22 protein-coding genes and 2 rRNA genes are annotated in these 21,639 nt (G+C 30.5%); 20 read left to right on the plus strand and 4 right to left on the minus strand.

The genetic code is table 4. The features are described 5' to 3' along the window. Positions 1-35 precede the first annotated feature (35 nt). The 6 genes from EXC48_RS00505 (at position 36) to EXC48_RS00530 (ending at position 8,426) form a co-directional block, all read left to right on the plus strand. Complete coding sequence (locus tag EXC48_RS00505; protein ID WP_015286906.1) at positions 36-938, plus strand: Cof-type HAD-IIB family hydrolase; 903 nt, start codon at positions 36-38, stop codon at positions 936-938. Continuing rightward, complete coding sequence (locus tag EXC48_RS00510) at positions 938-1,621, plus strand: ribonuclease HIII (protein ID WP_129720392.1); 684 nt, start codon at positions 938-940, stop codon at positions 1,619-1,621. The genes EXC48_RS00505 and EXC48_RS00510 overlap by 1 nt, the downstream gene beginning before the upstream one ends. A 56-nt stretch (positions 1,622-1,677) precedes the next feature. Continuing rightward, a complete protein-coding gene (gene recA, locus EXC48_RS00515; protein WP_129720393.1) occupies positions 1,678-2,694 on the plus strand; it encodes a recombinase RecA in 1,017 nt (338 codons plus the stop codon). A 128-nt stretch (positions 2,695-2,822) separates the two neighbouring features. Continuing rightward, positions 2,823-3,659, plus strand: coding sequence for a TIGR00282 family metallophosphoesterase (locus EXC48_RS00520; RefSeq protein WP_129720394.1), 837 nt, complete (start codon positions 2,823-2,825; stop codon positions 3,657-3,659). Between the two features lie 102 nt (positions 3,660-3,761). Continuing rightward, positions 3,762-5,270 (plus strand): 16S ribosomal RNA (locus tag EXC48_RS00525). Between the two features lie 269 nt (positions 5,271-5,539). Then, positions 5,540-8,426, plus strand: a 23S ribosomal RNA gene (locus tag EXC48_RS00530). The 16S and 23S rRNA genes sit together here, the layout of an rRNA operon. A 165-nt stretch (positions 8,427-8,591) precedes the next feature. On the opposite strand, the gene EXC48_RS05045 is transcribed toward EXC48_RS00530, so the two are convergent. Further along, positions 8,592-8,726, minus strand: a complete 135-nt coding sequence (locus EXC48_RS05045; RefSeq protein WP_268814399.1) for a hypothetical protein — start codon at positions 8,724-8,726, stop codon at positions 8,592-8,594. Between the two features lie 97 nt (positions 8,727-8,823). Then, complete coding sequence (locus EXC48_RS04830; RefSeq protein ID WP_223216292.1) at positions 8,824-9,177, minus strand: hypothetical protein; 354 nt, start codon at positions 9,175-9,177, stop codon at positions 8,824-8,826. Between the two features lie 108 nt (positions 9,178-9,285). Between EXC48_RS04830 and secY the strand changes: the two genes are divergently transcribed. The 13 genes from secY to EXC48_RS00600 all read left to right on the plus strand — a co-directional run bounded on the left by secY (position 9,286) and on the right by EXC48_RS00600 (position 18,722). Continuing rightward, entirely contained in the window at positions 9,286-10,716 is a 1,431-nt protein-coding gene (gene secY, locus EXC48_RS00545) for a preprotein translocase subunit SecY (RefSeq protein ID WP_015286915.1), read from the plus strand. Beyond that, the gene (locus EXC48_RS00550) at positions 10,710-11,351 is read left to right on the plus strand and encodes an adenylate kinase family protein (RefSeq protein WP_015286916.1); all 642 of its coding nucleotides are present in this window, start codon (positions 10,710-10,712) and stop codon (positions 11,349-11,351) included. Before secY ends, EXC48_RS00550 begins: the two co-directional genes overlap by 7 nt. 97 nt (positions 11,352-11,448) lie before the next feature. Further along, positions 11,449-11,748: a hypothetical protein gene (locus EXC48_RS04835; RefSeq protein ID WP_223216293.1), complete on the plus strand. Its 300-nt coding sequence runs from the start codon at positions 11,449-11,451 to the stop codon at positions 11,746-11,748. A 128-nt stretch (positions 11,749-11,876) separates the two neighbouring features. Further along, entirely contained in the window at positions 11,877-12,230 is a 354-nt protein-coding gene (locus tag EXC48_RS04840) for an IS3 family transposase (RefSeq protein WP_223216294.1), read from the plus strand. A gap of 616 nt (positions 12,231-12,846) precedes the next feature. After that, a complete protein-coding gene (gene map / locus EXC48_RS00560; protein WP_015286919.1) occupies positions 12,847-13,593 on the plus strand; it encodes a type I methionyl aminopeptidase in 747 nt (248 codons plus the stop codon). Between the two features lies 1 nt (position 13,594). Further along, positions 13,595-13,813: a translation initiation factor IF-1 gene (infA, locus tag EXC48_RS00565; protein ID WP_129720396.1), complete on the plus strand. Its 219-nt coding sequence runs from the start codon at positions 13,595-13,597 to the stop codon at positions 13,811-13,813. Between the two features lie 13 nt (positions 13,814-13,826). Then, positions 13,827-13,940 carry a 50S ribosomal protein L36 gene (rpmJ, locus tag EXC48_RS00570; protein ID WP_004794374.1) on the plus strand — a complete coding sequence of 38 codons (114 nt, stop codon included), beginning with the start codon at positions 13,827-13,829 and terminating at the stop codon, positions 13,938-13,940. 20 nt (positions 13,941-13,960) lie between these two features. Further along, a complete protein-coding gene (gene rpsM, locus EXC48_RS00575; RefSeq protein WP_015286921.1) occupies positions 13,961-14,329 on the plus strand; it encodes a 30S ribosomal protein S13 in 369 nt (122 codons plus the stop codon). Positions 14,330-14,331: 2 nt separating this feature from the next. Further along, positions 14,332-14,721, plus strand: coding sequence for a 30S ribosomal protein S11 (gene rpsK, locus EXC48_RS00580; RefSeq protein WP_015286922.1), 390 nt, complete (start codon positions 14,332-14,334; stop codon positions 14,719-14,721). Positions 14,722-14,745: 24 nt separating this feature from the next. Further along, on the plus strand, positions 14,746-15,768 hold the full coding sequence (locus tag EXC48_RS00585; RefSeq protein WP_129720397.1) for a DNA-directed RNA polymerase subunit alpha: 1,023 nt from the start codon (positions 14,746-14,748) through the stop codon (positions 15,766-15,768). 1 nt (position 15,769) lies between these two features. Beyond that, on the plus strand, positions 15,770-16,135 hold the full coding sequence (rplQ, locus tag EXC48_RS00590; protein ID WP_015286924.1) for a 50S ribosomal protein L17: 366 nt from the start codon (positions 15,770-15,772) through the stop codon (positions 16,133-16,135). Between the two features lie 111 nt (positions 16,136-16,246). Then, positions 16,247-18,235: an excinuclease ABC subunit UvrB gene (uvrB, locus tag EXC48_RS00595; protein WP_165035609.1), complete on the plus strand. Its 1,989-nt coding sequence runs from the start codon at positions 16,247-16,249 to the stop codon at positions 18,233-18,235. Next, on the plus strand, positions 18,225-18,722 hold the full coding sequence (locus EXC48_RS00600) for a hypothetical protein (protein ID WP_129720398.1): 498 nt from the start codon (positions 18,225-18,227) through the stop codon (positions 18,720-18,722). Before uvrB ends, EXC48_RS00600 begins: the two co-directional genes overlap by 11 nt. 50 nt (positions 18,723-18,772) lie before the next feature. On the opposite strand, the gene EXC48_RS00605 is transcribed toward EXC48_RS00600, so the two are convergent. Next, positions 18,773-19,003 carry a sigma factor-like helix-turn-helix DNA-binding protein gene (locus tag EXC48_RS00605; protein WP_015286927.1) on the minus strand — a complete coding sequence of 77 codons (231 nt, stop codon included), beginning with the start codon at positions 19,001-19,003 and terminating at the stop codon, positions 18,773-18,775. Next, positions 18,996-20,042 (minus strand): signal recognition particle-docking protein FtsY, encoded by a 1,047-nt coding sequence (gene ftsY / locus EXC48_RS00610; RefSeq protein WP_129720399.1) that lies wholly within the window; start codon positions 20,040-20,042, stop codon positions 18,996-18,998. Before ftsY ends, EXC48_RS00605 begins: the two co-directional genes overlap by 8 nt. Before the next feature lie 138 nt (positions 20,043-20,180). On the opposite strand from ftsY, the gene EXC48_RS00615 reads away from it, so the two are divergent. Then, positions 20,181-21,446, plus strand: coding sequence for an MFS transporter (locus EXC48_RS00615; protein ID WP_129720339.1), 1,266 nt, complete (start codon positions 20,181-20,183; stop codon positions 21,444-21,446). Positions 21,447-21,639: the final 193 nt, after the last annotated feature.

A 21,639-nucleotide genomic window follows, 5' to 3' on the forward strand; every position in this document is an offset into this window, starting at 1 on the left:
TTTTAATAATTATTTTTAAAAAATAAGGAGACAAAATGGAAAAAGAAAAATATTTATTTGCGATTGATCTTGATGGAACTACTTTACATTCAAGTTCAACTGGTGAAATTCATGATCAAACAATTTCAGCTATAAAAAGAGCCAAAGAAGAAGGACATATTGTATGTATTTTGACAGGTCGTCCATGAAGAAGCACTAAATTTATTTATGAAACACTTGGATTAGATACAGTTGTTTCAAACTATAATGGTGCTCATATACATCACCCATTAGATGATGGTTTTATTCCATATATTAAATATTTAAATCTTAATGAAGCTTTATATGTTTTAGGTGACGAAAAAGTTTCAAAAGAAATTTCTAACATTGCAATTGAAGGTCCTGATTGAGTTCAATTGCAACATAGAGATGAAGCATTAGAAAAAGTTTTTGGTTTTTCAACTACTTCGAAATTAAAAATTGGTCTCGACTTTCACAAAATACCTTTGATGCCTACTGGAATTATTTTTGATGTTAAGCATGATACTAATGTTGAAGAGTTAAGATGCTATTTAAAGGCTAGATATGGTGATTTAGCTGAATTTTCATATTGATCAAAGGGTGAAGGACTAACCCCGGTGTTTGATATGACTAATATCACTGCAAATAAAGGTAAAGCATTAAGCATGCTTATTAGATATTACGATGTTAAAATAGAAAATACTGTTGCAATGGGTGATGGTTTTAATGATGTTCCAATGTTTAGAGTTGCGAACGTATCTGTTGCAATGGGGAATGCTTCAAAAGAAATTAAAAGATATGCAACAGTAAGAATTTCAAAGTCTAATAAAGAAGGTGGAGTTGGTTGATATATTAATAAGTTTTTAGATAATCCAGAGCTTGAAATAGCTAAATCAAACGAAAAGAAGAAAAAAGTTAAACAAGCTGAGGAAGAATAGTGCAATTTTTACAAGAGTTAGATTTTGATCCACAAGAAGAAAATATCCTAGGGATAGACGAAACGGGCGTTGGTGATTATTTTACCCCAATTATTTCATGTTGTGCTTTTTTGCCGAAAGAGATGATTAATTGAACATATGAAATAGGTGTAAGAGATTCTAAGTTACTTAATGATGATAAAATAGATAAAATTGCAAGTATTTTAATTAAAAAAATACCTTTTGCAGTTTATGTATTAACCCAATCTGGTTATAATAAAATGATCAATAAAGGTTTTAATGCAAATGTTATTAAATTTTTTATTCACACTCAATCAATTTTAAATTTTCAAAAAAGATATGAATTTGATAAAAAAATTATAATTGATAAATATTCTACTCTTAATGCGATCAATAACTATCAAAGAAAAATGAGTTTTATTAAAGATTTTTCTGAGTTTTATAAAAAAAATGAGTTAATGTATTTTTTAGAACATGGTGAGCAAAAAATACAAGCAATTGCATGTGCTTCTATTATTGCAAGACATTATCTAAATAATTATATGAAAAATCAAAATGATAAATGAGGATTTAACTTTTTATTGGGAGCTAATCAAAAAGTAAAATCCCAAATAAATGAATTTACAAAAAAATTTGGTAAGCAAAATTTAGAAAAAGTAATAAAGACAAATTTCAAAATTTAATTTGTTCTTTTTTTGTTCTCAACTTTTTAAAATTTATCATTGATTTGGAGGTGAGAATGTCTGAGGAAAAAAATAATCAAATAGAACCGAAAACAATTATAAAAAATGCAATTAACCAAATAGAAAAAAAATTCGGTAAAGAATCCATAATGTTGCTTGGTGATGTTCCGGATATTTCTATAGAAACATTTCATTCAGGTAGTTATGTATTAGATCATATTTTAGGTATAGGTGGATATCCGAAAGGAAGAATTATTGAGATTTATGGTCCAGAAAGTTCTGGTAAAACAACTTTATCATTACATGCTATTGCTGAGGTTCAAAAAAATGGAGGAATTGCAGCTTTTATAGATGCTGAACATTCTATTGATCCGGTTTTTGCAAGTAAATTAGGTGTTAATGTAGAAAATTTAATTCTTTCGCAACCAGATTCAGGGGAGCAAGCACTTGAAATTGTTGATATTTTAGCAAGACTTGGTAATATTGATTTAATTGTTGTTGATAGTGTTGCAGCTTTAGTTCCACTGGCGGAATTAAATGGTGAAATGAATGAACAACAAATAGGTGCCCAGGCAAGATTAATGTCAAAAGCATTAAGAAAAATAACTGGGAATCTTAATAAAAACAAAACAACTATTATTTTTATCAATCAAATTCGGGAAAAAGTAGGTGTAATTTTTGGTAATCCTGAAACTACACCAGGCGGAAGAGCATTAAAATTTTATTCAAGCATTCGAATTGAGGTGAGAAAAGGAACACAAATTTCAGAAGAAAAAGAAGTTTCCGGTTCAGAAATTAAATTTAAAATTGTTAAAAATAAATTAGCTGCTCCGTATAAAACAGCACAAACTGATTTATTATTTAATGAAGGAATTGATCAAAATAGTGAATTAGTTGATATTGGCTTAGAATTAGGAATTTTTGATAAAAAAGGAGCCTGATATAGTTATGATGGAAGCAATGTAGCTCAGGGTAAGAAAAATATGAAATACTATTTAATAAATAACCCAAATATAAAAGAAGAAATTCTTAATAAAATTGAAAATCAAAAGAATCATAATAAAAAATACTAATACTAAAAATAAAACAGTTTTTCTGATGAAGACTGTTTTTAATTTTTATTAGAATTAGCAAAAAGATTATTAGATTTTATGTCTATTTTATTTATCAATAATATATTTTGATATATCATTTAATTATAATGAGTAATACAAGTGATTTTATTAAAATTTTATTTATAGGCGACATATTTGGGCTTCCCGGAATAGTAACAATTGAAAAATATTTAAAAGGCATTGTAAAAGAACATAATATAGATTATGTAATAGCGCAAGGCGAAAATGTGACGGGAAGAAAAGGATTGAATGAAACTGATTATATAAGATTAAAAAAAGCAGGAATTAATTTTTTTACAATGGGGAATCATGTTTGAGCTAATTCGGATATTGAGAAAATTATCAATAATCCTGATATAGTGCGTCCTTATAATATTGAGAATGGATATCCTGGCGAAGGAACCAGAATTGTTAATATTAAGAATTTTACTTTAAGAATTACATCAATGATGGGAATAACTTTTAATGAATTAAGATATCCTTGAGAACAAAACGTTGCAAATTCATTTATTAGTGCAGCAGATATCCTAGTCAATAATACTAAAAAGACAGATTTTAGTTTAATTGATTTTCACGGTGAAACAACAAGTGAAAAATATGTTTTTGGACTTCATGTTGATGGACACGTAGATGCTGTTGTCGGAACTCATACCCATGTTCAAACTAATGATGATCACATATTGGAAAATGGAACGTGTTATATAACTGATGTCGGTATGACTGGACCTATCGATTCAGCAATAGGTGCTAGAGTAAAAGAAGTGAAAAGTAAAATTACTAATCCTCGATCAAAAGAAAAATTTTATATAAGTAGTAACAATACTCAACTTAACGCAGTCAAAATAACATTATATAAAGACGGTATAAAAAATAAAAAAAACACTATTGAAAAAATTAATTTTTTTAATTTAAAAATTTATTAAAAAATATTTTGACATTTTAAAAATATGTATTATAATTAGTAAGCACATTTAAAAAATGAAAGTTCTTTGAAAACTAGATACACACAAAACATGACAGTCAATTTTTTCGAGAGTTTGATCCTGGCTCAGGATGAACGCTGGCTGTGTGCCTAATACATGCATGTCGAGCGGAGTTCTTTTAGGACTTAGCGGCGAATGGGTGAGTAACACGTACTTAACATGCCTCTTAGATTGGGACAACGATGAGAAATTATCGCTAATACCGGATACTTATATAGTTTGCATAAACTATATATAAAAGGAGCTTTACAGCTTCACTAAGAGATTGGGGTGCGGAACATTAGCTAGTTGGTAGGGTAAAGGCCTACCAAGGCGATGATGTTTAGCGGGGTTGAGAGACTGAACCGCCACACTGGGACTGAGATACGGCCCAGACTCCTACGGGAGGCAGCAGTAGGGAATTTTCCACAATGGACGAAAGTCTGATGGAGCGACACAGCGTGCAGGATGAAGGCCTTCGGGTTGTAAACTGCTGTTATAAGGGAAGAAAAAACAATAGAGGAAATGCTATTGTCTTGACGGTACCTTGTCAGAAAGCAACGGCTAACTATGTGCCAGCAGCCGCGGTAATACATAGGTTGCAAGCGTTATCCGGAATTATTGGGCGTAAAGCGTCTGTAGGTTGTATGTTAAGTCTGGCGTGAAAACTTGGGGCTCAACCCCAAATTGCGTTGGATACTGGCATACTAGAATTGTGTAGAGGTTAGCGGAATTCCTAGTGAAGCGGTGAAATGCGTAGATATTAGGAAGAACATCAACATGGCGAAGGCAGCTAACTGGGCACATATTGACACTGAGAGACGAAAGCGTGGGGAGCAAACAGGATTAGATACCCTGGTAGTCCACGCTGTAAACGATGATGATTAGCTGATAGTAGAACTATCGGCGCAGCTAACGCATTAAATCATCCGCCTGAGTAGTATGCTCGCAAGAGTGAAACTTAAAGGAATTGACGGGGATCCGCACAAGCGGTGGAGCATGTGGTTTAATTTGAAGATACGCGTAGAACCTTACCCACTCTTGACATCTTCTGCAAAGCTATAGAGATATAGTGGAGGATAACAGAATGACAGATGGTGCATGGTTGTCGTCAGCTCGTGTCGTGAGATGTTCGGTTAAGTCCTGCAACGAGCGCAACCCTTGTCCTTAGTTAAATTTTTAAGGAGACTGCCCGAGTAATTGGGAGGAAGGTGGGGACGACGTCAAATCATCATGCCTCTTACGAGTGGGGCAACACACGTGCTACAATGGACGGTACAAAGAGAAGCAAAATGGTGACATCAAGCAAATCTCAAAAAACCGTTCTCAGTTCGGATTGTAGTCTGCAACTCGACTACATGAAGTCGGAATCGCTAGTAATCGTAGATCAGCTACGCTACGGTGAATACGTTCTCGGGTCTTGTACACACCGCCCGTCACACCATGGGAGCTGGTAATGCCCGAAGTCGGTTTTGTTAACTACGGAGACAACTGCCTAAGGCAGGACCGGTGACTGGGGTGAAGTCGTAACAAGGTATCCCTACGAGAACGTGGGGATGGATTACCTCCTTTCTACGGAGTACAAGTTACAATTCATTTTAGTAACATAAAACTGTTTTATATTATCAATATTATAATGTTGTGTTTATGTATCTAGTTTTGAGAGAACTTTTTTTCTCTCATGTTCTTTGAAAACTGAATAGTAAAGATAAATTAATATAACAACGACATCAAAAAAATAAATTAGTCAATTTGTTTTGTGATACCGAGTTAATTATTTTGAAAAAAATAATTTATTAAAATGTCTTTGAATACATCAAAACAATAGGAAAATATTGTACTTTTAAATAAGTAAGAGTTTGTGGTGGATGCCTTGGGTCTGAAAGTCGATGAAGGACGTGATTACCTGCGATAAGCCTCGTGGAGCTGGATATAAGCTGCGATACGGGGATTTCCGAATGGGGGAACCTAGTTAGAGCATAAATCTAACTGCATTAAGATGAATAAATAGTCTTAATAGCGAGACACGTTGTGAACTGAAACATCTTAGTAGCAACAGGAAAAGAAAATAAATAATGATTCCATTAGTAGCGGCGAGCGAAATTGGAAGAGCCCAAACCAACTATATGTTGGGGTTGTAGGACTATCTACATAAAGTTACAAATTTTTGATATAGCAGAAAAAGTTGGGAAGCTTTAGCATAGAAGGTGATACTCCTGTATGCGAAATATCAAAAACTTTTGATAGTATCCTGAGTAGGGCGGGGCACGTGAAACCCTGTCTGAATCTGCCAGGACCATCTGGTAAGGCTAAATACTAATCAGACACCGATAGTGAACTAGTACCGTGAGGGAAAGGTGAAAAGAACCCCGGGAGGGGAGTGAAATAGAATCTGAAACCACTTACTTACAATTAGTCAGAGGCCGTTAATGGCTGATGGCGTACATCTTGCAGTATGGACCGGCGAGTTATGTTAACATGCGAGGTTAAGTAGAAAAAAGCGGAGCCGTAGAGAAATCGAGTCTTAATAGGGCGCTTAGTATGTTGATATATACCCGAAACCATGTGATCTATTCATGAGCAGGCTGAAGCTTGGATAACACCAAGTGGAGGGCCGAACCGTAGTACGCTGAAAAGTGCCCGGATGACTTGTGAATAGTGGAGAAATTCCAATCGAACTTGGAGATAGCTGGTTCTCCTCGAAATAGCTTTAGGGCTAGCGTGTGATGTTAAACTTTGGTGGTAGAGCACTGAATATGGAATGGCCGCGCCTAGCGGTACTGACTATAATCAAACTCCGAATACCATTGTGTATTATCATGCAGTCGGAACCGGGGTGCTAACGTCCCGGCTCGCGAGGGCAACAACCCAGATCGTCGGCTAAGGTCCCAAAATTATGTTAAGTCAGAAAGGTTGTGAGATTTCTTAAACAACTAGGAGGTTGGCTTAGAAGCAGCCACCCTTTAAAGAGTGCGTAATAGCTCACTAGTCAAGAGATCTTGCGCCAATAATGTAACGGGAGTAAAACATAATACCGAAGCCACGGGTACGCAAGTACGTTAGAGGAGCGTTCTTAATGCGGCGAAGCAAGACCGTGAGGACTTGTGGAGCGTTAAGAAGTGAGAATGCCGGTATGAGTAACGATTCGTGGTGAGAATCCACGACGCCTATTGGGAAAGGTTTCCTGGGGAAGGTTCGTCCACCCAGGGTTAGTCAGGGCCTAAGGAGAGGCTGAAAAGCGTATCCGATGGATAACAGGTTAATATTCCTGTACTACCTTATTATAGTGATGGAGTGACGGAGAAGGATAACACTACCTATTAATGGATTTAGGGGTAAATAACAACTGGTGAATATAGTTAAATGCGTATTCTATAACCGGGAGTTATGATGCATAGAACTTAGGTTTGAATTGTGCGATTTCATGCTTCCAAGAAAAGCTTCTAAACGTTTAAATTTTAAGGTACCTGTACCGAGAACGGACACACGTTCCCAAGATGAGTATTCTAAGGCGAGCGAGAAAACCAATGTTAAGGAACTCTGCAAATTAACCCCGTAAGTTCGCGAAAAGGGGTGCCAACTTTATGTTGGCCACAGTAAATTGTGAGGGGCAACTGTTTATCAAAAACACAGCTCTCTGCTAAACCGCAAGGTGATGTATAGGGGGTGAAGCCTGCCCAGTGCCCGAAGGTTAAGTGGATGCGTTAGCAATAGCGAAGCGTTGAAATGAAGCCCGGGTGAACGGCGGCCGTAACTATAACGGTCCTAAGGTAGCGAAATTCCTTGTCGGCTAAATACTGACCTGCACGAAAGGCGCAATGATCTCTCAACTGTCTCAACATTGGACTCGGTGAAATTATGGTCCCAGTGAAAACGCTGGGTACCCGCATCAAGACGAAAAGACCCCATGGAGCTTTACTACAACTTCGTATTGGAACTTGGCCTAACATGTGTAGGATAGGTGGGAGACTATGATATCAAGGCGCTAGCCTTGAAGGAGTCAACCTTGAAATACCACCCTTGGTATGTTGAGTTTCTAACCTGCCGCCGTTATCCGGCGGGGAGACAGTGCGTGGTGGGTAGTTTGACTGGGGCGGTCGCCTCCTAAAAGGTAACGGAGGCGTTCAAAGGTACACTCAATACGGTCAGAAACCGTATGTAGAGCGCAAAGGTAGAAGTGTGCTTGACTGCGAGACCTACAAGTCGAGCAGGTGCGAAAGCAGGACTTAGTGATCCGGCTGTACGTCATGGAACGGCAGTCGCTCAACGGATAAAAGTTACCCTGGGGATAACAGGCTTATCTTGCCCAAGAGATCACATCGACGGCAAGGTTTGGCACCTCGATGTCGGCTCATCGCATCCTGGAGCTGGAGTCGGTTCCAAGGGTTTGGCTGTTCGCCAATTAAAGCGGTACGCGAGCTGGGTTCAGAACGTCGTGAGACAGTTCGGTCCCTATCTGATGTGGGCGTTGGAATATTGATGAGAGCTGCTCTTAGTACGAGAGGACCGGAGTGGACGTACCGCTGGTGTTCCAGTTGTTCTGCCAAGAGCATAGCTGGGTAGCTAAGTACGGAAGGGATAACCGCTGAAAGCATCTAAGTGGGAAGCCTCCTTAAAGATAAGTATTCCCTTGAAATTCCTTGTAGACTACGAGGTTGATAGGATGGAAGTGTAAGTGTAGTAATACATTCAGCTGACCATTACTAATAAATTGATAGGTTTAAAAGAAATGTATTCAAGACATTTTAATAGATTATGAATTACTATTCAGTTTTCAAAGGACATACTCCCTTGCGGAGTTTTTTTATATTGCTTATATTTGTAGAAAAACATCAAGTATGAGACAGTTCTTGTTGTGTTTTTAGTTCTAAAAAAACTATTTTATTAAAATTTTTATGTATCAATTTTCATATCTTCATTGATACTGATATAAGGTTTTTTAAGGGATGATAAGATTTTTAAAAGTGCTTTTTCAATATTAATAGAATCTACATTTTTACTTGTAAGAAGTCTATTAAATTTAATCATATATTCTTGCATTGTTTTAAAAAAGAACCACTTTTTTGTAAAGAAAAGCTAACTTTGTAACGGCAGGTATTGAAATATCAAATCCTCTTTTAAATGCTTACATTTTTAAAAAACTTAAATATTTTTCGCTTGGTTCTTTAGCGAAATATTTTTTGTCATTATATTTGAAATATATTTCATTGTCCGATGAATGAGCTAATGAAACATTAGAATTAAAAGGAAAAATAACCCTTTCATTTTCTAAATTAAATGCAGCATAATTTTTACCGTTATATCTTACAACAACATTTAAAACTTTTTCTATTAATAACAATATCAATGGCTCAATTGCTATTTTTCTTACCCTCTTGATTAAAACATTATGTTTTGAAATTAATTTATTATTTTTTGTATTGTAATAATCTCTAAAGCCATCAGATTTGAGTATTAAATCATTTTTATTCTTCCACACCTTGTATAAAAAATAGGTTATTTCGCACATTATAATTTAGTTTGTTTTAAATGTTATTAAAATAGTATTTTTTTATTATAATTAATAAAGTATTTAATAGGAGAAATTTTGCAAAATTTAATTTTTACATTATCTAAATTACTTTATAAGTTTAACAATCAATGAAGTGAATTTTGAAAAAAGAGGGAATTATTAAAAAAAGGTATATTTACCTTATCTTTACTAATTATTTTTATTCTAGGAACAACAATAACGGCACCTTTTATAAAAATAGCTAATTTTAATCAAATTAATGAAAATTCATTTCTTAATACACTTAATTTAATCGGTGGAGGAGGACTTAGACAATTTTCATTATTCGCTTTAGGTATAAGTCCTTTTATTAATGCGTCCTTAATAATGATGATTTTACAATCAAAATTAGTACCTCCAATATATAAATTAAGTCAATCAGGACCATTAGGACGAAGAAAAATAAATATTATTACAAGATTTATTACGCTTGTAATAGCATATCCTCAAGGTGTGTTTTTAACAAGATCATTATCAAATGGTGGTCCTAGAACAAGCTTTATTCAAATTGTTGGTCAAGATCTTATTTCAGAAACAACTATTGTTTATTTTATTGTTCCAATGATTTTAACCGCTGCATCATTATTTGCTTTATTCATATCTGAACAAATAACAAACAAAGGTATTGGTAACGGAACAAGTTTAATTATTTTTGCAGGTATTGCTGCAAGACTTCCTTTTCAATTCCAATCTGCATTTATTTACTATATAGGTGATTTAAAAGGTTCTAACCTGACTGCAAGTGTTTTAAGCTTTATAACTTATATATTTTCATATTTAGCAATTTTATTAGTAATTGCAATTGTATATGTAGCTGAAAGACATGTTCCTATTCAACAAGTTGGAGCAGGAAGATCAAAAACCAAAAAAGAAATTGGTAAATTACCTATTAAATTAAATCCAGGTGGTATTATGCCAATAATTTTTGCTATGATGGTTTTATCCTTCCCTTCTATGATAGCTAATATTCTTCCTAACACTAATGCAGCTAAACAATGGATAAATATTAATTTAAATTTTACTAGGCCACTTGGATTTGGTTTATTAGTTGGAATTGTTTTTGTATTTTCATTAATTATGGGAATTCAACAATCAAAAGTTGATAAAGTTGCTGAGGATTTTACTAAGAATTCTACATATATTCCAGGAGTAAGGCCAGGGGAAGATACTCAGGATTATTTAATAGCAGTGGTATTTAGATTGAGCATATTTTCTGCCTTTTATTTATTGATACTCTCAAGTATGCAATTTTTGCAAATTATGACAGGTTTATTACCTCAAAGCATAGCGTTCGGTGGTACTAGTTTAATGATTTTGGTTTCAACAGTTTTAGAAACAATTGGCCAATTAAATGCAAGAAGAAAATCAAGCAAATTATCACACGCTAAGAAATTAACATATAAAAATGTAGAATTAGCAGAACAAGGTGAAGAAAATATAAATCACAATGAAGGTTTATTATGATAAAAACAAATGTAATTTTTATGGGTGAGCCAGGTGCTGGAAAAGGAACAGTTGCTGACTTACTGCAAAGTAAAACAAATTTAATTCACTTATCTACCGGTGATATTTTTAGAAGTGAAATTAGAAATAAAACAGAATTAGGCCAAAAGGTTGAATATTATGTTCATTCTGGAGGCTATGTACCTGATGAAGTTACTAATGAAATAGTATTAAATGCTATAACAAAACTAAAAAATGAGAATAAAAATTTTATTTTAGATGGTTATCCTAGAACTCAAAAACAAGCAGAATTTTTAGATTCACAAAAAGATTTTAAATTTAAAACCATTCTTTTAAGCGTTCCTCACGAGACTATTATCAAAAGATTAAGTGGTAGACGTTTATGCCCTAAATGTGGTACTAGTTATCATATTGATTTTAAACCTCCTTTAAAGGAAAATTTATGTGATATTGATAATGGTATTTTGACTTCTCGCGAGGATGACAAACCAGAAAAAATTAAACATAGACTTGAGATTTATAATGAACAAACTAAACCGCTATTAGATTATTATTCACAAAGTCAAAGACTCATTACAATTGATGCTAAGAATAATCCAGAAGAAGTATGCAAAAACATTTTAGATTATTTAAAATAATTAATTATTTTTAATCATATATATTAAAAACTAGATTGGGAAAAATCATTCGGACACTTCCGAGTGATTTTTTCACATATTTAAAAGGAGAATATTTATGAGACATTTAAAAACAGAAGAATGAGCAAAAATCTTTAACGCATATGATGACTTCAAGAATCGCAAGATTAGTAAATTTGAGTTCGAACAAATCTCTTTTTCTATTAGACAAAATTATTGAAATAAAGAATCATTAAAATGAATGTTGAGAAAAAGAAAAATGTATAACATGAATATTCAATCTAAAACTGGTAAAGCAAGCAAAAAAAGTAAAGGTGTAGGAAGAAAGAAAAGGAAAGTTCTTGACTATACGTGAATTGATACCCTTAAAGATGATGAAAAAGATGCAGCAATATAATACTACTACAGAATTTTTAACAAAAATAACATTGATGCGATATTAAAAATATTAAAGAAATAGAAAAATTTTCATCAAGCAATAAAGCGAAGATTTTATTAATAGCAAGATCAACATATTATGAAAAGTTGAAAGTTAAAAAAATCGAAAAACAAAAATATATTAAACACGAAGAGGTTATTCATCAAGGTTTTGTGGATAATAAAATGAGATATGGCAGAAGAAGATTATCCAAATATTTATTCTTAACTTATAACATTAAAGTGAACCCAAGAACCCTCGGGAACTATATGAAAAGATTAAATTTATTCACTTTTGTACGTAGAAAAAAGAGACAAAAAGAACACAAAAATACTAATGTTAAGTTTGTGGATTTGGTTCAAAGAGATTATAATTTAAAGAATAATACAATTTACGCAACTGATGTAACTTATATACCATCACCAAAAGATATTAATCAAAATCATATTTATCAGCTATAATTGATCACAAAAAAAAGTTTGTAACATATGAAATATCATTAAATAATGATACTGAATTAGCTTTAAATAATATTAAAATACGAAATTAAAAATAATTTTACATTTAAATCATGGTTCTGCATATTTTTCGATAGATTATATTAATAAAATTAAGTCTTTAAATGGAAAGATATCAATGTCAAGAATTGGTGATAGTTTAGATAATCGTGAAATTGAGTATTTTTTCTCAATACTCAAAAGCGAAATTTTTCCTCACTTTTCTATGAAGTGTCGCCAAATGAATTTTGATGAATTGTCATACAAAATCAGTGTGTTTGTAAATTGATATAATTACAAAAGAATAAGATTAAAGTGTCCGAAAAAATTTCCCTGTTTAGCAAGAACCTGGATATCCAAGTTCATTAGATATATTGGTATATTTGGGGTTATTGCAACAATAATTGTTGTTATTATAAAGCTGACCCAAAGTAGTTAAATAAATTTGATTAAATTTAAAAATCATAGACAAAATTAAATTCTTATATATTTTATTAATTACTTTTTAAAAAGTGAAATTATGGTAAAATGTAGATACTTTTAGTAAAAGTATCTTTTTTATTGTTTTAAAGGAGCAATTATGAATTTAATAAAAACCAATGAGCAAATTGAAAAGATTACTAAAAGTTGCCAAATCTTGGCAAAAGTTAAACAAATAGTTTGAGACTTTATAAGACCAGGAGTTTCTTTAAAAGAAATTGATCAATTAGCTTTTAAAGAAATAATTAAGCATGGAGCTAAACCGGCTTTTTTAGGTTTGTATGGCTTCCCTGCGACAGCTTGTATATCTGTTAATGAACAATTGATCCACGGAATCCCATCGGACTATGTGGTCAAAGATGGTGATTTAGTGAGTGTTGATCTTGGTTGCATATATCAAGGTTTCAATAGTGATAGCGCATTTACCAAAGCAATTGGTAATGTATCTGAAAATGATAGAAAATTAATCGCAGTAGCTGAAGGAGCTTTTTGAGCAGGAGTTAAAGCAATTAAAAAAGGCGCTAGAGTTGGCGATATTTCTTATGCAATTGGTCAATACATTTATAAGAACAATTTATATACACCTGATGAATTTTCTGGACATGGGATAGGTCTTGAATTACATGAAGATCCTTATGTACCAAATGTTGGAAAAAAAGGAACTGGGCCATTGTTACGTGATGGAATGGTGATTTGTATTGAACCAATGATTATTCAATGTCCTAACATTAAAATTTTAAAAGATGGGTGAACTGTTATTAGCGCTAACAAAACAAATACAGCTCATTATGAACATACAGTTTTGATAAAAGATGGAAAAGGAATTGTTCTTACGAAAGGAATATAATTTGGCTAAAGACGCAATAAAATTTAAAGCTATTATCAAAGAAGCACATACAACAGATTTGTATACTGTTGAATTAGAAGATAATGGTGCACTTATTAAAGCTCATATTTCAGGTAAGATGAGAGTGAACCACATTCGTATTTTACCAGGGGATACTGTTGATGTAGAAATTAGTCCTTATGATTTAACTCAAGGACGAATTGTTTACAGACATAAATAATTAAGGAGTAATAATGAAAGTTAGAGCAAGTGTTAAAAGAATGTGTAAAGATTGTAAAATGATTAAACGTAAGGGTGTTAATCGTGTAATTTGTGTTCAACCAAAACACAAACAAAGACAAGGGTAATTTAAGAAAGGAATATAAGAATGGCTAGAATTTTAAATATAGAAATTCCAAATAACAAACGTGTTGTCATTTCATTAACATATATTTATGGTATTGGAAAATCATTAGCACAAGAAATTTGTAAAAAAGCAAAAATTGATGAAAATACTCGTGTTCATGATCTTTCAGAAGAAGAATTATCAAGAATTCGTGAAGCAGCAAAAGCATATTTAACTGAGGGTGATTTGCGTAGAGAAACTACATTAAACATTAAACGTTTAATGGAAATTAAATGCTACCGTGGTATTAGACATCGTAAGGGATTACCAGTTCGTGGTCAATCAACTCAAAAGAATGCTCGTACACGTAAGGGTCCTAGAAAAACAGTTGCAGGAAAGAAAGGTAAATAATAATGGCGCGTAAAACTAAAAAGAAAAATATAGTTAATGGTGTTGTTCATATTCACTCTACAAATCAAAACACAATTGTTACTTTTGCTGATGAAAAAGGAAATGTTATTGCTTGATCTTCTGCAGGAGCAATTGGGTACAAAGGTACAAAGAAAAAGACACCTTATGCAGCTGGTTTAGCAGCAGCAGCAGCAGCTGAAGCAGCGAAAGAACACGGAATCAAATCTGTTAAAGTTGAATTAAAAGGTTTAGGTGCAGGTAAAGATGCAGCTAAAAAACAAATTGAAGTTTCAGGAATCACTGTTACTGAAATTAAGGATGTTACACCAGTTCCACACAATGGTACTAGACCACCAAAACGTATTTTGAAGCGTGAACGTGCTAAAAAATAATTCATAACTTATTAGGAGTAAATAATGGAAAAAATGAAACCTTTAGTATATAAAGAAAAAGCTGAATTCAAAGAAGTTATGAAGAATGAGACTACATTTTTATTATCAGGCCTTGAAAGAGGATTTGGGAATACACTTGGTGTAGCATTAAGAAGAGTAATTTTATCAAATATTACAACCTTAGCACCTTTTTGTGTTAGAATCGATGGTGCTGAACATGAATTTACAACTGTAAAAGATATCGTTGAAGATGTTCCTTCAATTATTATGAATTTAAGAAAAGTTCGTTTTACATATAATCCTGAATATGTTAATGATAATGAAATAATAAAAGTTAAATTACAATCAAATGAAGCTGGTTCAGTTACTTCATCATTAATTGAAGTAAGTAATCCCGGTGTAAAAGTTATCGACCCTACAGTTCATATTGCAGAAGTTTCAAAACCTTATGCATTGAAGTTAGAAATGTATCTAAGAGTAGGCCGTGGATATATGACTTTTGAAGAAAATAAAACTTTTATTTATGATTCAAGCATAAAAAACAAACTTCAAACATTAACTGATATTACAACTGGTAAATCTGAATTTATTGCTGTTGATTCTGATTTTTCACCTGTTAAAAAAGTAAAATATAATGTTAGGGAACTTAATTCTTCTTCTCCTAAAATTGAAGAAGAACTTGAATTTACAGTAGTTACAGATGGAACAATTTCTGCAAAAGAAGCTATTAAAGAAGGTTCAAAGATTTTAATTGGTATGTTCCAAGAAATCGGAAATATTGATAAAATGGAAGAAATAAAAATCTTTGAGGAACCAAAAATAGAAGAACCTCAACAAATTGAAGATGATATCGAAATTACTCAATTAGGACTTTCAGTTCGTTCATTAAATGCACTAAGAAAAAATGGTAAAAGAAAAATTAGTCAAATTGCCTCAATGACATTAGAAGAATTAGAAGCTGTTAAAAATTTAGGTAGAAAATCAATAGAAGAAATTATTGAAAAACTTAGAGAATTTGGTTATGAATTAAAAGAAGGAGGAGAATAATATGGCTAATCCTACACAAATATACTCACGCGATACAAAATGAAGAACAGGTGTTATGCGTTCACTTGTTAGTGAACTATATGCAAATGGGCATATTACAACAACTTTAATTAGAGCAAAAGAAGTAAGAAGACATGCAGAAAAAATGATTCAAAAAGCAAAAAACCCAACTTTAGCAAATAGACGTATTGTAGCATCATTTTTACGTAAAATCAAAGTTAACGGAACAGATAAGGATGTTTTAAAATATCTTTTTGATACAATCGCACCTAAATATGAAAAAAGAAATGGTGGATACACAAGAATTATTAAATTACCAAGACGTCAAGGTGATAGCACACGTATGGCAATTATTGAACTTGTTTAATTAATTATTTAGCTTTAATAAAAATTTTATTCACTTAAAACTGATCTTATTAGGTCAGTTTTTTGATTAAGTAAAATTTGAATAATATTAAAAATTTATATAATATATTTAATGAAAATATTTGATTTACATTCAGAATATCAACCAGCAGGTGATCAAACAAAAGCTATTGAATTTTTATCAAACAATATAAAAAAAGGTGTTAAAGATCAAGTTTTATGAGGAGTAACTGGATCTGGAAAAACATTTACTATTGCAAATGTGATAAAGAATTTTGATAAACCTGTTTTAATACTTTCGCATAATAAAACCTTAACAAACCAGCTTTATAGCGAGTTGAAAGGTTTTTTTCCTAATAACGCAGTTGAATATTATATTTCTTATTTTGATTATTTTAGACCAGAAGCTTATTTACCTAATACTGACACATATATTGAAAAAGATTCTAGAATTAATAAAAAAATTGATATTATGAGAATGAGCGCAATCAATTCTTTAATTTCACGAAAAGATGTTATTGTAGTCGCTTCTGTTAGTGCTATTTATGGAGCTTTAAATCCGGAAATTTATGTTAAAAGTTTTTATCGCATTTTTAAAGGACAAAAAATTTCTGTTAAAGACTTTTGTCACAAACTTATTAATATTAAATATCATCGAAATGATATAGCTCCTTCATCAGCTGAATTTAGTGTTAAAGGCGATAGTGTTATTTTGAGGCCAGCAGATAGCGAAGAAAATGCAATTAGAATTGATTTTTTTGGCGATGAAATTGAGGATATTTTACTAATCAATGCTTTGAATAAGAATATTTTAGATAAATATGATATATATACTATTTCACCAGGTGATGCTTATGCAACTGATAATTCTGTTTATGATCGTGTCATTCCATTAATTGAGCATGAATTAAATGAACAACTAAAAAAATTTGAATCTGAACAAAAGTTGCTTGAATATCAAAGACTTTCACAACGTATTAAAAATGATATTAATGATCTCAAAGAATTTAGATTTTGCAAAGGTATTGAAAATTATTCAATGTATCTTGATGGAAGAAATTTTGGAGATAGACCATATACACTATTAGATTACTTTCCAAAAGATTCATTAATTATTATTGATGAATCGCACTTATCAATACCTCAAATAAGATCAATGATAATTGGTGATCAATCTCGTAAAAATAATTTAGTAAATTATGGTTTTAGGTTGCCTTCTGCTTTGGAGAATAGACCTTTAAGTGGAGAAGAATTTGAAAATAATTTTGATTTTAAGAAGATTTATATCTCAGCTACACCTGTTGAATATGAACTTAATAAAGCAAAAAAAAATGTTGTTAAAATGATAGTTAGACCAACTGGACTATTAGACCCAGAAATAATCATAAAACCAACACAAAATCAAATTAATGATATTTATGAAACCATTTTAAAACAAAGAGAACTTAATGAGAAAACAATTATTTTAACAATAACTAAAGAAACATCAGAAAAGTTAAATGAATATTTAATTAAACGTGGTATAAAGTCAATGTATATTCATTCAGAACATACAAATTTTGAACGAGATGAAATCATTAAAAAATTGAGATTAGGATATTATGAAGTGCTTATTGGAATAAATCTTTTGCGAGAAGGTGTTGATATACCAGAAGTGTCCAAAGTTATTATTTTAGATGCTGATAAAGGCGGTTTTATAAGAGCTGCAAATAATTTAATTCAGATTGTAGGAAGAGCTTCAAGAAATGCTAATGGACAAGCCATTTTATATGCTGATACCATTTCGCCTGCTATGAGAGAATGTATTGATGATAACAAAAATAAAAGAAAGATTCAACTTGAGTATAATAAATTAAACCATATTACACCGCGAACTATTATTAAAAAAGTTCCAACCTTATTTGAAACCAATGAACTACTAAGTGATATAGAAAAAATCCTAACTAAAAAATCTCATAAAAGACCTAAAGCTAAAATACAAATTATTATTAAAGAGTTAACAAAAAGCATGTTAGATGCAGCAAAGCAAAGGGATTATTTAAAAGCGCAAGAAATTAAAGATTTAATCTTTAAACTAGAAAGTGATACTAATGATAATTAAATATGAAGACTTAAAAAATAATACAGATTCAATTATGATTCGTTCAATAAATGTACTATCTATTTATGATACATTTAGAAAAATATTTAGTATTATTTTAGATCCATCAAACCCAAATTTTCACCAATTAACTTGAAATTTTTTTACTAGGAATGATCAATTTTCACCAATTATTTATGATTTTATTTTTTATCTTTTTATTTATTTGAAAGACAAAAAATATCTTGGTAGCAATATTGAACATCAAAATTCTTTTTCAGATATTAAGGCTATTTTTAGGCAAAATTTAGATTATCAAGATTTGAAAAGCAAAGTTTTTAAAGAAGCAAAAAACATTTTTAAATTAGCTAATTTGGACGGGGATTTAAATGATATTTTAGTTTTAGTTGAAGAATTTGACATTTTTAAAAATATAGAACAAAAACAAAAAATTCAAATCTTAAATTTTGATATTGAACCTTTCGATGGTTGCGATATACCAAGTTAATTTCTTAAAACAAAAATGCAAATTAAAGTATCAACTTGCATTTTAGAATATTATTCTTGATAAATTTCATTTTCAAATTTTTCAAGTTTTTTAATTGCTTTTTTAATTGCATCATAAGCCGCTGTTCTAGATGTAGCTGTTATTTCAGCTATTTCAGAGTATGATAAATCTTGGAAGAAATATAACTCAAAAACTTGTTTTTGGGTTTGAGTTAAAAAATTTTTATATTTTTCATATAAAATAGTGTATTTATTTATGTTATCAGGTTCTTTTTTACTCATTTATAAGATCCTTAGTCATTTGATAAATAAATAGATCAAGATCAAATTCTTGTAAATCATCAAGTTTTTCACCTAATCCAACATATTTAACATCTAAATTATATTCATCTTTAATAGAAAGAACTATACCTCCTTTTGAGGTTCCGTCTAGTTTTGTCAAAATAACACCAGTCAAATTAGCAATTTCTTTAAAGTTTTTTGCTTGTGACAGACCATTTTGTCCGGTTGTTGCATCTAAAACCAGCAATGATTCATGCGGAGCATCCGGTACAAAACGTTTAATAATATTAACCATTTTAGAAAGTTCATTCATTAAGTTTATTTTATTTTGCAATCTTCCAGCTGTATCAATGATTAATAAATCATAATGTTCACTAGTGGCTTTATCAAGTGATTCATATACAACTGAAGCAGGATCGGCGCCTTCTTTTTGTGGTTTTATAATTTTAGCCCCTATTCTATCTGCTCAAATACCCAATTGGTTTACTGCGCCAGCTCTAAATGTATCAGCGGCTGCTATTAAAACTTTTTTACCTTCTTTGATGTATTTATTTGCTATTTTAGCAATAGAAGTTGTTTTGCCTGAGCCATTAACACCTACAAAGATAAAAATATTTAATCTACCATCAGAAAAATTTAAGTTAGTATTAGTAATTGTATTTCCAGTATATATTACAAAAAGTTGATCAGCAATAAGCTCGCCAATAAGTTTTGGATCATCGATATTATTTATTTTTACTTCTTGCTTGATTTTTTCAATAATTACATCAACTAGTTTTAAGTTAATATCAGACATTATTAGTAGTTCTTCTAATTCTTCAAAAAAGTCTTCATCTATTTGATTATATTTGTTTTGAATTTCTAAAAGTTTTTTACCAAAATCAGAGCTATTTTTAAGACCATTTTCATATTTTTTAAATTTTTCACTTGTTAAGATCTCTTTTTGCTTTTGCTCTTTTAATTCTTCTTTTAGAGTTTGAATATCTTGTTTGTTTTCTTTTTTGAAAACTTTATTAATTAAATTTTTAAAAAATCCCATAAATATATTTTATTATATTTTTTTATTTATCCTTGATAATAATTGCTTAAATATAGCTTAAAATTGCTATTTTGAGCTATTAAATTTAGAGTTTTAGCAATAGTAAGATTGTAATATAATTAAATATTAGGACAAATTATGGAACAAGTAATAACTAAAAAAACCAACATTATTAATAAGTTTAAATATACATCCGCTTTAATAATTTCTATTTTAGGAACAGAAGCGGTTAAGTTAAGTTCGTCAGTTTATATTTTTAAATTAACAGAAAATTTTTGACTTGTTTCATTGTTTTATCTATTTATCCAATTGCCAGCTTTAATTGTATATATTTTTGGGCCAAAAATTGTTCAAAAATTCACTAATAAGCAAATCATATTTTTTGCAGATTTTTCAAGTTTTTTAGTTGTATTAATTGTTTTTGTGATTTACTTTTTAATTGATACGAATATTTATGGGCACACATTTTCTTGGATTTTAACTATTTCTAGTTCATTATATGGTTTATTTAACAGTTTTAGATTTTTAGCTATTAAAAATATAATTTTTTATTTATCAAATAATTCTCATGATATGAAACAATATAATTTATTTAACTCATTAGGATTATCTTTTGCTTCATTTTTATCACCAATTTTAGGCTTTTTGTTATTTAAATATTTTCCTTTTTGAGCTACATTATTATTAAATATGATTACATTTCTAACTTCAACATCATTATATTTATGTTTAAAGCAAAAGAAGAATCATATTGAATTTATTGAACAACACGATGTTGAAATTAAAACTAGCAAAAATAAATATTTAAATTGAACTTTTGCAATTTCGCTAGGATTTTTAATAACAATCTTACTTTATCCAAAACAAGCAGGAATTAATCAATTTTTCAGTTTTGTTAATTATGATTATAAAGAGTGAACCTTTATTTTTACAATTTGTATATTTGGTTTTGGTTTAATAGGAACCTTGTGTTCCTTTTTGCTAAATAAAATAAATGCTCATAATAGGTCTTTATATTTTAATATTATTATTTTAGTAATTGCATTATTAAGCTTTATCTGACTTTTTTTAAATATTATAAATGACCCAAAATTATTGTTAATATCGTACTTAATTTTAAATGCTTTGACGCAAATGCTTAGTTCGTTGGTTTTGCCTATTGGTAATAATTATATATTTATGATATTTGATAAAAAAGAATTCACTAGACAAAATTCATATATCTTAGTTTATAGGATAGTTTTTTATACAATATTAATTTTGTTACTAACGGTTTTATATTTATATGCTGGATTTGTAGTAATGTTTTTAATGTATTCACTAATTCTATTAATTATTTGCCTTTTTATTTTTTATTCAAAGTATAAAATTCAAAAACAAGAGGTTAATCAAGATGATAAATAAAATACTTATAATAAAAACTTTATAATAATTTCATCTAACGGTCTTAAATGGATTATCATCTTTGGTTGCTCATCTAAAGTTAGAAGAACGTTTTTAAAATTTTGATTATAAATCTAATATTTTAAAAAGACTTTTTAGAATAATTTAAATAGTCAACAATGCTTATTTTTTGTAATGTGCTTAAAATAGTTGA

The organism is Mycoplasmopsis cynos, assembly GCF_900660545.1.
Lineage (GTDB): Bacteria > Bacillota_I > Bacilli_A > Mycoplasmatales > Metamycoplasmataceae > Mycoplasmopsis > Mycoplasmopsis cynos.